Raw genomic sequence first — 13,250 nt, 5'->3', positions numbered from 1 at the left:
CCCGGGCAACGGTGTGACAGGCACGTTCGGTCTCGGCGAGGCCGTTGAGCTTGCGGTCCTGGAGCGCAGCGGTTTCATCGAGTCGAGACACGCAGGTTCCGCCGTTGTGCTCGGGCCGGAGGGCGACGTCCTGGCGTCGTTCGGCGACCCGTCGGCGCCGATCTTCCCCCGCTCGTGCTTGAAGCCGTTCCAGGCGATCGCGATCATGGGGGCCGGCGTCACGCTCGAGGGCACGCAGGCGGTGCTCGCGACGGCGAGTCATGCTGGGACGAACCGTCACGTTCAGGTGGTGCGGTCGATCCTGGCGAGGGCCAGGATCGACGATTCCGCACTGCAGTGCCCGGCCGATTGGCCGGGCGACACCCGCAGCCGCGACGAACTCGTGCGCGATTCGCTCGGGCAGAGCCCGTTGTACATGAACTGCTCCGGCAAGCACGCCGCCATGCTGCTCGCGTGTGCGCAGAACGGGTGGGATCCGTCGTCCTACCTCGATCCGGCACATCCGCTGCAGCTCGCGGTCCGCGACACCATCGAGCGGTTCACGGGTGAGAAGCCCTCCGCCACGGGGGTCGACGGATGCGGGGCGCCGGTGTTCGCGATCTCGCTCAACGGGCTGGCACGCGGCATCGGCAGGGTCGTCGGGTCGTCTCCGACGTCGCCGTTCGCGTTGTATCGCAACGCCGGGCTGCTGACGGCGGCCGTCCTCGCGAACGGATGGGCGCTCGACGGTCCCGGCCGCGCGAACACCCTCGTGATCGAACGTCTCGGGATCTTCGCGAAGCTCGGCGCAGAGGGCGTGATGGTGATGTCCTCCCCCGGCGGAGCCACGGTCGCGCTCAAGGTCCTCGACGGTTCGCTGCGGGCGTCAACGATCATCGGTCTGCGTCTCCTGGCGTCGGTCGGCAGCATCTCCTCGGAGGCCGTCGACCAGCTCGTTCCGGAACTCGGGCTCGCGATCGCCGGCGGAGCAGCGCAGGTCGGATCGATCCGCGTCACCACCGTCTGAGGCAGTCGCGGCCCGGCGGCGGTCGGGCTGTGGTCCCGCCGCGACCGCCAGGCGGGCTTGTGTGCGACCGAGCACGGCCGGCACGATCGTCGTCGGGCCGGCCGTGCACCACAGCGTCGCGATCCCGTCGAGACCGACGACGAGGACGACCCCTCGCCGAACCCTGCGCAGGCCGACACTGCCGGCGACACCCGCCGCGGGGTTCGCAGCGAGGCCGAGCGCCGTCCCGGCGACCACGTCGACCGTGTGCGCATCGATCATCCGGACCTCGACCCCGGCGACCAGCAGGACCGCTTCATGCTCAGTGGCCTGCGTGGCGCCGGAACCCGTGGCACTTGAACCAGTGGCGCCCGTCACAGGAGCTGACGAGTCCGCGGCCCCCGGCTGAAGCCGGTCCAGCGCGTCCAGCACGTCGAGTGCGCCCTGCATCTCGAGTGCGTCCGGCGATTCCCGGACATCGCTTGTGATCGAAGACGCGATGAGCTGCAGCACCACATTGCGCGCGATCGACCGCGCCAGGGCCCACCCGGCGACGATCGTGATTCCGGACGCGACATCGACGACCACGGGCTGCAGAGGCGCCTGGTCGAGCCGGCTCCCAGCGGCGACCGCCCCGCGTCCGATGGCGACGAGTCGACGTCGAGGGCCACCGCAGCCGACGTCACCCACACAGCGCATGCTGCGGTCTCCGTCCGCAAGGCGCGTCACGAGCGCTGCGCTCATCGGCCAGTCCTCCTCGATGCCGGCACGCTCCTCGGCGAGCGCGAGCGCCGCCTGTTCCGCTGCCTCGACAACGGCCCTGGCGGCGGCTCGGGCCTCGCCGGCACGCGCCAGCCGCGCACTCCGGCGTTGCTCGACGAGCCAGGCGAGGAACATGACCGGGCAGAGTGCGAGGCACCACAGGGGTTCCAGCCGCCCGGTGACGGCGAAGAGCAGCACCGCGAACACGACGGGCACAACGGCCACGAGCACCGGGAACGCCCCTTGCCGTGCGCGGCGGCTGGTTCGGTGGTGATGTCGTCCGGTCATCCACTCAGTGAATCAAGCCGTGGTGCGGCTCGATCGACGAAGCCGTCGGATTGTGGACAACACGGCCTCAGCAGCCTCCTGTGGAGGAGACTCCGGCGGCGCAGGAACGCGGCACCTCAGCCACTCAGCAACACGGCGACACAGCAACGCGGCAACGCCGGTCGCGATCAGTTCGTCGGCACCGAACCGGTCACAACGGCCGTCTGTCCGGTGGCGACGGCGACCGGGTCGGCGATGTCGAGGACGACGACGCTCACGTTGTCACGCCCGCCGTTGTCGAGGGCGGCCCGCACGAGCAGTTCCGCGGCGTCGACCGGCGTCTTCCCCTCGGTGAGGAAGTACCAGATCCCGTGATCGGTGAGTTCTTTGGTGAGCCCGTCCGAGCAGATGAGCCACCTGGCTCCGGTCTCGATGGGAAGGAGTTCGACATCCGGGATCGGGTCGTCGGACGGCCCGACGGCCCGCGTGATCATGTTGCTGTTGGGGTGGAACTCCGCTTCCTCCGGGCTGATCGCACCGGCGCGGATGAGCTCCTGGACGATCGAGTGGTCCTCGGTGATCTGCTGGAGTTCCGTATCCAGCAAGCGGTAGACGCGGGAGTCGCCGATGTTGAAGACGGCGAGGCGCCCTGCGCCCTCGTCCGAGGTGAGGATGACGCCGGTCACGGTTGTCCCCATGCCCAGTTCGCCTTCGCCGGCGTTGTCGATCATGTCGGCGACGGCGAGGCGCAAGGCTTCGACGAGTCCCTCGACGGTGAGGATCTCCGCCCCCTCCGTTGCGGCGGTGAGCTGCTTCGCGACCGCGGCGCTGGCGACCTCGCCCGCCGAGTGCCCTCCCATGCCGTCAGCGACGGCGAAGACGGGCGGGATGGCGACGAGCGTGTCCTCGTTCAGTTCGCGTCGTTTGCCGACGTCCGTGATCGCTGCCCATGCAAGCGACAGGTGCTGTCCATCGGGCAGGGTGACGATGCGTTCCCCGTGCTCGGTCACGTCGGGCTCCTCTTCGCTCGCACCGGCCGGTCGGCAAGTGCACCCACGACGATAGTACGGGAACGGGCATCATCCGAGCCGACGCTCTGGCGATCCGCACCCGACGCCCGGCAGATGCAGGCAGACCACGGCACCAGAATTCGCGAGATACGTTGCATATCCTGCCGATGCTGACGATCTCGTCCGTATCAGGCCGCAACAAAAACGGAATCGCTTGCCGGGCGAGTCTCTCGATGTCACAATCGACGCATGACTCGAATCTCCTCCGACGTGACCGCACGCGCCACCGGGCCGGACGAGATCTCCAAAGCCATCATCGAACAGTTGCAGACGGACGGCCGACGCTCCTACGCGGAGATCGGGAAGGCCGTCGGGCTGAGCGAGGCCGCCGTGAGACAGCGGGTGCAGAAGCTCACCGAGTCCGGCACCATCCAGATCGTCGCCGTGACCGACCCCCTGCAGCTGGGATTCACGAGGCAGGCGATGATCGGCGTCCGCGCCGCCGGTGACACCAGAGAGGTCGCCGCGCGCCTCGCGGAATTGAGCGCCGTCGACTACGTCGTGCTGACCGCCGGCTCCTTCGACATCCTCGTCGAGGTCGTCTGCGAGGACGACGAGGAGCTCATCGCGCTCCTGAACGACGAGATCAGGGCCATCGAGGGTGTCGCGAGCACCGAAACCTTCGTCTACCTCCGCCTCCACAAGCAGCGCTACGACTGGGGCACCAGGTAGCGCTGCGCACGACCAGCAGCACCGGCACGATCCGACTCGACGAGGAGCACACGGATGAGCACAGAGAACACAGGCACTGAGAACACAGGCACCGACAACACAGGCACTGAGAACACAGGCACCGACAACACAGGCACCGAAACAGGCAACACCGACACAGGCGACACAGGCCCCCGCGCCTACGACACCGCAGCCCTGCATGCCAAGGCCAAGGACCACCTCTGGATGCACTTCGCCCGGCAGTCGGCGTACGACTCCCCCGGCGGCGTCCCGATCATCGCGAGGGGCAGCGGCCATCACATCTGGGACACAACGGGCAAGCGGTACATCGACGCGCTGTCCGGCCTGTTCGTCGTCAACGCCGGCCACGGCCGTGAACGCCTCGCGCACGCGGCGGCGAAGCAGGCGTCGGAGCTCGCGTTCTTCCCCGTCTGGTCCTATGCCCATCCTGCGGCGATCGAGCTCGCCGACCGCCTGGCGGACTACGCCCCAGGCGACCTCAACCGGGTGTTCTTCTCGACAGGCGGCGGCGAGGCCGTCGAGACGGCCTTCAAACTCGCCAAGCAGTTCTGGAAGCTGCAGGGCAAGCCGGGCAAGCACAAGGTCGTCTCCCGCGCCGTGGCCTATCACGGCACGCCGCAGGGCGCCCTGGCGATCACGGGGATCCCGGCGATGAAGGCGATGTTCGAACCCGTCACCCCCGGAGGGTTCCGGGTGCCGAACACGAACTTCTATCGTGCACCGGAGCACGGCGACGACCTCGAGGCCTTCGGCCGTTGGGCGGCGAACCGCATCGAGGAGATGATCCTCTTCGAAGGTCCGGAGACCGTCGCGGCCGTGTTCCTCGAGCCGGTGCAGAACGCCGGCGGATGCTTCCCTCCCCCGCCCGGCTACTTCGCCAGGGTGCGGGAGATCTGCGACACCTACGACGTGCTCCTCGTGAGCGACGAGGTCATCTGCGCGTTCGGGCGCATCGGCCGCATGTTCGCGTGCGACGAATACGGGTTCGTCCCCGACATGATCACGTGCGCGAAGGCGATGACGAGCGGATACTCGCCCATCGGCGCGACGATCGTGAGCGACCGCGTGTACGAGCCGTTCCGCACGGGGCAGACGAGCTTCGCCCACGGCTACACCTTCGCCGGCCACCCCGTCTCGGCGGCCGTCGCGCTCGAGAATCTCGACATCTTCGAGGAGGAACGGCTCAACGAACGCGTGCGGGAGAACTCGCCGTTGTTCCGGGCAGAGCTCGAACAGCTGCTGGATCTGCCGATCGTCGGCGACGTCCGTGGCGACGGGTACTTCTTCGGGATCGAGCTCGTGAAGGACAAGGCGACGAAGGCGACGTTCGACGACGACGAGTCCGAGCGGCTGCTGCGCGGATTCCTCTCCGAGGCGCTCTTCGAGGCCGGTCTGTACTGCCGGGCGGACGATCGCGGCGACCCCGTCATCCAGCTCGCCCCTCCCCTGACGACGGGACCGGCGGAGTTCGCAGAGATCGGCCAGATCCTGCGGGGTGTGCTCGGCGAGGCGTGGTCGCGTCTCTGACGCGCCGTGACCCGCCGCTGACCAGCCTGACTCCGGGAAAACACCGACCCCCGAACGACGGGGTGTCCCACCAACGGGTGTCGGTCGCGGTACTCTCGTGCCATGTCTGAGAATGGGATCGAGCGGTCGACGGAGCCGTCACCCAACGACCTCCCTCCGTCTCCGCTCGATGCGATCGCCGGACAGCCCGTCAATCGGTTGAGCGGGTTCGGCGCGTTCCCGCAGCTGCTGTTCGGTCTCGCGGTCGTCGCCGTGCTGTTCTCCACGATCCTGTTCCAGGGCGTCGACAACTCCTCCCTGCTGTTCTACGCCGGCATCATCCTCGCGTTCGTCGCGACGGCCATCTCGCCGATCATCCCGTGGAACCGCATCCCGAAGCTCCTCATCATCCTGCCCATCATCGACATCATCGCGATCGAGTTCGTCCGGCAGGGCGAACCGCAGATCGGCGCCGGATTGCTGTGGGTGTTCCCCGTGATCTGGATGTCGGCGTCGTTCGGCGTCTTCGGCGCAGTCACGAGCATGGTGCTCGTCTGCCTGTCCGCGTGGAGCAACATCGTCTTCTCGCCGTCCCCGCTGACGATCGCGAGCCTGCCGCAGCTCATCGTCCTCCCGATGGTCCTCGCCTTCGTCGCGACGTCGACGACGCTGACGGCCAAGCGCGGGGAGGCGCAACGCGTCCTGCTCAACAAGCAGGCCGGACAGTTGGAGACGGCGCTCTGGCGGGCACAGGAGCAGGAGCGGCGCCTGGCCGAGATCCTGAACGCGGTCAACTTCGGCGTCGTCCGCTTCGACCGGCTCGGCGCACGCGCCATGGTCAACCGGTTCCAGTCGAAGCTGCAGGAGGAGATGGGCGCGTTCTCCGACATCGACCCGAACGTCCCGGTGTGGGCGGCGGACGGGATCGTGCAACTCGAACCCGCCGAGAAGCCGTTCCTCCGCGCACGCGGCGGTGAGGAGTTCGACAACCTCATCGTCTGGTTGGGCGGGCCAGGCACGGAGCGTGTTGCCCTCGCCATGACCTCCAGGCGGCTCTACGACCACGACGGCGACTATGACGGGACCGTTCTGGTGTCCCGGAACGTGACGGCGGAGATCAACGCCGTGCGTGCGCGCGACGACCTCGTCGCATCGGTCTCCCACGAGCTGCGGACCCCGCTCACCTCCATCCTCGGGTACCTCGACCTCGCGCTCGACGATCCGGATCTCCCGCCTCGCGTCGCCAAGCAGCTGACGATCGCCCAGACCAACGGCGACCGGCTCCTCGAACTCATCGCCGACATCCTCGCTGCCTCCCGCGACGCGAACCGGACGATGGAACTCGAGCGCACGACGTGCGACCTGCGGGAGATCGTCGAGCGGTCGATCGAGTCGCTCAGCCCCAGGGCGGCGGAGCGCGGCATCACGGTCGAACGCCACGACGAGGAGGACGTCGAGCTCTTCGCCGATCCGTTCAGACTGCGTCAGGTCGTCGACAACCTGCTCTCCAACGCGATCAAGTACAACCGCGACGGCGGCGAGTTGAGCATCGGTGTGACCGCGGAGGGCGACACCGCCTGGGTCATCGTCCGCGACGGCGGCATCGGCATCTCCGAGGAGGATCAGTCGAAGCTCTTCGAGCGCTTCTTCCGCTCCGACCTCGTCCGCAACTCGACCGTGCACGGCAGCGGCCTCGGGCTCGCGATCAGTCGAGACATCGTCCGGCTGCACGGCGGAGACCTCACGGTCCACAGTGTGCTCGGCGAGGGCACAACCGCGGTCGTCCGCATCCCGAGAGGCGTGAGCGCATGAACATCGACCCGGCGACCATCTCCATCGCGAGCGCCCTCGTGGTGTTCGTCACGGGCGCGACGTTCATCCTGAACACGTTCCTGCGGAAGGACGACCCGGCCGGACGCGTCTGGTCCGTGTCGTACATGGCCGGCATGTTCACGAGCTTCTCCTACCTCGTCGCGGCGATGAGCCCCGACGCATGGTGGGCGATCGCCGCCGGAAACGCCAGCTACGTGCTCAGCATGGCGGCGCTGTGGTCCGGCGCCCGCCTGTTCAACGGCAAACCGGGGCTCCTCTGGGTCGCGCTCATCGGAACGGCCGCAGCAGCAGTCGGCGTGGTCGCTGCCGGTCCGACCGGCGGCTACTGGGCCGGTTCAGGGGTGATGTTCGTCTGCATCTCCGTCTTCACCGGTCTCGCCGCGGCTGAGACCCTCATCGGTGCGATGGGCGACAACCCGAGTTCACGAGGCTTCACCGTCGCCCTCATCATCGCGAGCCTGTTCTTCGCCGGGCGCTTCATCGTCCTGCTGGTCGAGGGGACGGAGGGGACCCTCTTCACCACGATCTTCAGCACGTCCTCCGCGTCGCTGCTGCTCATCGTGCTGCTCATCGTCGCGACGATCACGCTCTCGATCATCCGGGCGGAGCGGGCGGCGCCTGCGAGCAGACGGCACGGCAGCATCGTCGCGTATACGAACGACGACGTCCTGTTGAGCGAATCGTTCGAGCGGATCACGACCGACTGGCTCGACCGTGCGGAGTTCCACGACGAACAGCTCGCGATCCTGCACGTCCGCCTCGACGACCTCCTGGAGGTGCGGACCGCCTTCGGCGCCGGCTTCAGCAGTCAGGTCGCGAGCGACTTCATCGCCTCGGTGCGACGGTACGGACCGACCGTGTCGGACATCGGTGAGGACGGCACGGGGTGTGTGCTCATCGCGACGCCGGCCGAAGACGCGGATTCTGCGCTCCAGGCGGCCCGGAGCATCCAGGAGGGTCTGCTCGACCACCCGGTCGAGACGACGCCGAGGCTCCGGCCGACCGCGAGCGTCGGCATAGCACTGACCGACTTCATCGGGTACGACGTCGCCACCCTGATCGAGGCGGCCCGTGCGGCGAGCGCTCGGGCTGCGGAGGCCGGCGGCAATCGGACGATCATCGCCGCGAACGTCTGAGGACGCTGAGCGCGCGGGCCGCGGGCCGCTCGGGGTTTCGGGCCGTTCAGAGTTTCAGGACGCTCAGGGTCTCGGGACGCTCAGGCCGCTCGGTCGGCAGCAGTCGCGTACCGAGCCGTCACTCCGGCTTCGGCGCGATCGCGACCGTGAGCGAGTCGACGGCGGTCTGCTTGGCGTAGTCGGTCGCGAGCGGCGCCGACTGGATGAGCAGCTCATACGTGATCGTGAGCGTCACGCCGGTCGCCGCGGGGTCGATCTCCGGCAGGACGAACGTCTCGCTGTAGCTGTACGGCGACTTGATCAGGTACCCGGGGTTGACCGTCGTCTGGTCGGTGAACGGTGCGGGCGCCGGCAGTTCGCCCTTCGGCCCGTGCACCGCGGTCGTGAGGGTGACCCGGGACAGGTAGACGTTCTGTCCGTCGTCCGGCGCGAGCGTGCCGATGAGGGAGAAGCTGAGCGGCTTGTTCGCCGCCGCCGTCCACTTGTCCATCGACAGCGTCGACCAGTACGTGGCCGTGAGGCTCGCGGCGCCGGCCGTGAGCGTGTGCACCGCGTTGCCGGCGGCCAGCTCGTTCGGGACGGCCGTGACCTGCGGGGCCTTCGTTGCGGACTTCGATGCGCTCGCGTGCGGAGCGGCGGTGCCTCCGGCCTCCCACGGAGGCGTCCCGCAGGCGCTCAGCGCCAGGAGGAGCGCCCCGGCGAGCACAACCGAACCCGCCCTCGCAAGCCGTCTCTTCGAGGCCTTCTGGGCGGTTCCACGGTTCGGGTTCGTGGTGCTGGAGTGCTGCATCGGGGTGCTCCTAGTCCATGCGGCATCACCCACGAATGGGGGCCACAGCCAATCTTGAGGAAATCCTGAGCCGACGCTACCGCATTCACGCGGAGAACCAGTGCTCGGCACGGCAGAGTAATGAGTGCGACGCGGAGACGTTGCACCCGATCCAACAGGAACAGGACCCAGGATGTCTGATATCGAAGCTCGCCCCGGTAGCGCTCGGTCGGCCGCGAAGACGACGGACGGACGATACATTCACACGCAGCCGCTTCTCGCACCCGAACTTGAAGCGTCCGCGAATGAGTTCATCGACTCCGTCAACTCGCTCCAGGAGGCCCGCGCCACGATCGGGTGCATCGTCCCCGCCTACAACGAGGAGGAGACCCTGCCCCAGGTGCTCGAATCGTTGCTGGCGCAGACGCGCCTCCCCGACGTGATCCACGTCATCATCAACAACACGACGGACAAGTCGGTCGATGTCGCTGCACCGTACGCAGGGCCGCACTCGACCCTCGACGCCGAGGGCATGGAGCAGTTCACCGAGGTCTTCATCCACGACATCGGCAAGAACCCCGACAAGAAGGTCGGCGCGCTCAACTACGGGTTCACGCTCGTGGAGGGGTACGACTACCTGCTCGGCGTCGACGGCGACACGGTCGCCGAGACCAACGCGATCGAGTCGCTCGAGGCGGAGATCGTCTCGGACACCCGCATCGGCGGCATCTCGGCCATCTACTCGATCGACGACAAGCCGTTCGCCAAGCAGCTGATGCCGGCGTTCCTCATCGCCGGTCAGCGCACGCAGTTCGCGGCGTTCAACATGCAGAACATGCTGCGCGGCCGCAACATGGCGGTGCTCGGCGGTCAGTACTCGATCTTCTCGGTGCAGGCCCTGCGCGACGCCATGGAGCAGAACCACCAGTCGACGCCGTGGGTCAAGGACTCGGAGGTGGAGGACTCGCTCCTCTCCCTCCAGATCAAGAGTGCAGGCTACCTCACGAAGATCTCGGCCCGCGCCAGGGCCGATGTCGGCGGCATGACGACCGTCCGCTCGCTCGACGCGCAGCAGGTCAAGTGGAACTACGGCGCCATCGAGCTCATGTGGCCGGGACAGCGTGGCGACACCAAGGGCCAGCCGTTCCACCCGAACCTGCGTCTCCGCTGGCTCGAGAACGCCGAGATGCTGCTCAACATGGTGACGCGAGTCCTGTTCGTTGTGCTGCTCGCCGGTTCGCTCTCCATCCACGCGTTCGTGTTCAGCCCCGTCTGGCTCATCCCGCCGATCGTCGCCATCCTCCTCAACCTGCGCATCGCGCTGTCGATGAAGAACCGCAACATCCGCGACATCCTGTTCGCCGTCCTGATCTTCCCGGCCGAGTTCTACATGTGGATCCGGATGGGGCACTTCATCCGGGCGTGGACGAAGTTCGCGAGCAACAAGAAGGTCGACAACTGGGCGGAGCAGGCCAAGGCCGAGCGCGGCTCAGGCAACGCGCACCTCGCACCCCTCCTCTTCGTCCTCGCAGCGATCATCGCGATCGTCGCGGCGTGGACCCAGCTCTCCCCCGTCGTCCAGTCCACGATCCTCTGGGCCGGTTGGCCGGTCCTCGGCGTCATCACCGTCCTCCAGACGCTCAGTATGTTCGGCAAGCTGATCCGTCGTCAGCGCGGATACCGGGTGTGATGGATCTCGACCATACGGGCGTCAGCGCCGACGAGCTGAGAAGGTTGCTCCGAGAACTCTCGGGCGACCTTCTCAGCCGTCGGCGTTTTGTGCGCACCTATGTCGAGATGTGGCCCACGAGGCTGTCGCGTCTGGTCGCGGCGATCGATGACGACGACCTCGACGAGACCAAGGTCGTGCTGCTGAGCATCCGGTCCTCGAGCGTTATGCTCGGTGTGACCGGTCTCGCGCATCTGGCGACGCAGGGGCTGCACGCCCTCGAACGGCACGACCTGATCGAGTGCCGTCACGTGCGCGACCTCCTGGCGGAGTCCGGCGATCGTGCGTGCGAGCGGCTCCTGGAGCTCGAGGCGACCGAGTCGATGCTCGGACGCTAGCCGCTTCACCGCCGGCTTCGGCCCGCGAACTGTCAGTCGTGGTCGTTCAGACCCACGTCGAAGCCGCCACGAGTGACAACTCGCGGGCTTGGGCCGGTGGGCAGGGTGGCTGGGCGGGCGAGCGGCTAGTCGTCGGAGGTCATCCGGTAGCCGACACCGCGGACGGTCTCGATGAACCGGGGAGCGACCGTGCTGTCCGCGAGCTTCCGGCGGAGGTTCGCGAGGTGGACCTCGATGGCGCGCTTGTCGGCCTCGCTCACGTAGTAGGCCGTCACGTAGCTCTCGCCGCGGAGCATCAACGCGAGGTCCGCCTTGCTGCGGACGCGGCGCCGCGACTCCATCAGCGCCTGCAGGAGTTCGAACTCGCTGCGGGTCAGATCGATCTCCGTCCCTTCGATCTCCACGATGCGCGTGGCCGGGCTGAGCCGGAGGCCGCGGTGGATGAGCCATCCCTCGGTCTCCGGGTCCGACTCGACCTGCGGCGGCAGGATGATCGGTGCGACGACGGGCAGCGACGGCGCGACGTGGCGGGCGATCTGGTTGGGTCCTGTCGCCGGTCCGGCCTCGACGAGCTGGTGCTGGTCGAGCATCTGCCCCTGCGGCAAGCCCTGCACGGCCGGCTGACCGACGGGCGATGCCTGCAGGTACTGCACCGGCTGCTGCTGGGTCTGCTGGCCCTGGGATTCAGCGGACCCGTCGCCGCCGATCCGCGGACGTCGGAGCATCGCCTCGATGCGCGCGCGGAGCTCTCGGGGACGGAACGGCTTCGTCATGTAGTCGTCGGCGCCGGAGTCGAGGCCCTGCAGGGTGTCGATCTCGTCGCCGCGAGCGGTCAGCATCACGATGTACGTGTCGCTGATGGCGCGGATGCGCTTGGCGGCCTCGAACCCGTCGATGCCTGGCATGCTCACATCCAGCGTCGTCACGAGCGGCTGGTGCGAGCGGACGGCCTCGACGCCGTCGAGTCCGTTCGCCGCGGACACCGTGTCGAATCCGGCCTGCTCCAGGACCGTTTCCAAGAGCTGCCTGATGTCGGCGTCGTCCTCGATGACGACTGCCGTCCGGCGTTCATTCCCACCCTGTGACGTCACGACTCTCTCTTCCCGGCCGTACCAGCACATCCGGACCGGGATGTGGTCGACACCGTCGCTACCATGCGCTGAAACCCTGTGCGAGCTCACTCGCTCGCTGTGGCCACCATACCCCAGCCTGGGGGCCACCGCCGCACTCTCCGTCGCTCTCTCCCGGCGCCTTGATCCAGAGGTTCGCGTCGAGGTGTGGCGCGGTCACGCTGAGCGGTTCCGCACCGACTGTCCGACCGGCCGGATTGCACCAGTCGCCGTTGGATCCGCTGCCGTTGCGCGAGGTGTCGATGACGAACGGCTTGCCACCGAGGAGCTCGCTCAGCTGGGCCGCGTAGTGCAGTTCGGAGTCGGTCGCGTTGTAGTTGGAGACGTTCGTCGCGAAGCCGCGCGCGTCATCGATTCCGGCCTCGCGGAGGAGCGTCGCCATCTCGCTCGCCGGTCGCCAGGTGGAGTGCCCGCCGTCGAGGTAGACGTCGGCGCCCGCCGCGGTCAGCTGCTTCGTCGCCTGCTTGAGCTGGGACATGCGTTCCGCCTGGTTGCCGCAATCGGGTGCGAGGGCGACGGCGTCCGGTTCCATGATGACGGCGACCTTGTGGTCTTTCAGGGCCCCTGCGATCTCCCCGACCCAGTCCTGGTAGTCGGCCGATGCGGTTCCGCCGGCCGACTGGTTGCCGCAGTCCCGTTGTGGGATGCCGTACACGACGAAGACGGGCATGCGGCCGGTCGACGCAGCCTGCTGCACGATGCCGTCCACCGTCCGACCGACCGTCGCGGTCGGGAAGCGCTCCGGGAGCAACCAGATCGCGGTCGGTTGGGCCGCGAGCTGCTTGGCGGCCGTCTTGGCGTCGCCGGTCGACGTCTTGACGGCTTTCGCCGCCGCAGAGTCCGGATAGACGTACAGCTGCGCACCGGCGAAGGGGCCCTCATCGGCCGATGCGGCGCGTCCGATCATCACTGCGACGAGCGCGGCGGTCGCCACGACCACGGCGACGACGCCCCACACGATCGAATTCCGGACGCGGCGCCCCGCGCGTTTGTCTTTCGGCACCGTTCCTCCTGCAGGTCTTGTGCCATTGT

At 67.9% G+C, this 13,250-nt stretch carries 11 protein-coding genes; 7 read left to right on the top strand and 4 right to left on the bottom strand.

Annotated features, from left to right (window positions below):
• Positions 1–13 precede the first annotated feature (13 nt).
• Positions 14–1,006, top strand: a complete 993-nt coding sequence (locus ACL9RL_RS15720) for an asparaginase (protein ID WP_422781219.1) — start codon at positions 14–16, stop codon at positions 1,004–1,006.
• Between the two features lie 1,196 nt (positions 1,007–2,202).
• Here the strand turns inward: ACL9RL_RS15720 and ACL9RL_RS15715 are convergent.
• Complete coding sequence (locus ACL9RL_RS15715; RefSeq protein WP_422781218.1) at positions 2,203–3,024, bottom strand: PP2C family protein-serine/threonine phosphatase; 822 nt, start codon at positions 3,022–3,024, stop codon at positions 2,203–2,205.
• Positions 3,025–3,273: 249 nt separating this feature from the next.
• On the opposite strand from ACL9RL_RS15715, the gene ACL9RL_RS15710 reads away from it, so the two are divergent.
• The 4 genes from ACL9RL_RS15710 to ACL9RL_RS15695 all read left to right on the top strand — a co-directional run bounded on the left by ACL9RL_RS15710 (position 3,274) and on the right by ACL9RL_RS15695 (position 8,252).
• Positions 3,274–3,756, top strand: a complete 483-nt coding sequence (locus ACL9RL_RS15710) for an Lrp/AsnC family transcriptional regulator (protein ID WP_422781217.1) — start codon at positions 3,274–3,276, stop codon at positions 3,754–3,756.
• 54 nt (positions 3,757–3,810) lie between these two features.
• Complete coding sequence (locus tag ACL9RL_RS15705; protein ID WP_422781216.1) at positions 3,811–5,304, top strand: aspartate aminotransferase family protein; 1,494 nt, start codon at positions 3,811–3,813, stop codon at positions 5,302–5,304.
• A gap of 102 nt (positions 5,305–5,406) precedes the next feature.
• Complete coding sequence (locus ACL9RL_RS15700) at positions 5,407–7,095, top strand: sensor histidine kinase (RefSeq protein ID WP_422781215.1); 1,689 nt, start codon at positions 5,407–5,409, stop codon at positions 7,093–7,095.
• Positions 7,092–8,252 carry a diguanylate cyclase domain-containing protein gene (locus tag ACL9RL_RS15695; protein WP_422781214.1) on the top strand — a complete coding sequence of 387 codons (1,161 nt, stop codon included), beginning with the start codon at positions 7,092–7,094 and terminating at the stop codon, positions 8,250–8,252. Before ACL9RL_RS15700 ends, ACL9RL_RS15695 begins: the two co-directional genes overlap by 4 nt.
• Before the next feature lie 118 nt (positions 8,253–8,370).
• Here the strand turns inward: ACL9RL_RS15695 and ACL9RL_RS15690 are convergent, their stop codons facing one another.
• On the bottom strand, positions 8,371–9,042 hold the full coding sequence (locus ACL9RL_RS15690) for a hypothetical protein (RefSeq protein WP_422781213.1): 672 nt from the start codon (positions 9,040–9,042) through the stop codon (positions 8,371–8,373).
• 172 nt (positions 9,043–9,214) lie between these two features.
• Here ACL9RL_RS15690 and ACL9RL_RS15685 point away from each other — a divergent pair, with 172 nt between their 5' ends.
• On the top strand, positions 9,215–10,711 hold the full coding sequence (locus tag ACL9RL_RS15685) for a glycosyltransferase family 2 protein (RefSeq protein WP_422781212.1): 1,497 nt from the start codon (positions 9,215–9,217) through the stop codon (positions 10,709–10,711).
• A complete protein-coding gene (locus ACL9RL_RS15680; RefSeq protein WP_422781211.1) occupies positions 10,711–11,088 on the top strand; it encodes a hypothetical protein in 378 nt (125 codons plus the stop codon). The genes ACL9RL_RS15685 and ACL9RL_RS15680 overlap by 1 nt, the downstream gene beginning before the upstream one ends.
• A gap of 125 nt (positions 11,089–11,213) precedes the next feature.
• Here ACL9RL_RS15680 and ACL9RL_RS15675 read toward each other — a convergent pair whose 3' ends face one another.
• Complete coding sequence (locus ACL9RL_RS15675; protein WP_422781210.1) at positions 11,214–12,179, bottom strand: response regulator transcription factor; 966 nt, start codon at positions 12,177–12,179, stop codon at positions 11,214–11,216.
• A 58-nt stretch (positions 12,180–12,237) separates the two neighbouring features.
• Positions 12,238–13,221, bottom strand: a complete 984-nt coding sequence (locus tag ACL9RL_RS15670) for a glycoside hydrolase family 6 protein (RefSeq protein WP_422781209.1) — start codon at positions 13,219–13,221, stop codon at positions 12,238–12,240.
• Positions 13,222–13,250: the final 29 nt, after the last annotated feature.

It is taken from the genome of Plantibacter sp. Mn2098, assembly GCF_049319745.1.
Classification (GTDB): domain Bacteria; phylum Actinomycetota; class Actinomycetes; order Actinomycetales; family Microbacteriaceae; genus Plantibacter.
This window is presented reverse-complemented; position numbering and strand designations above follow the sequence as displayed.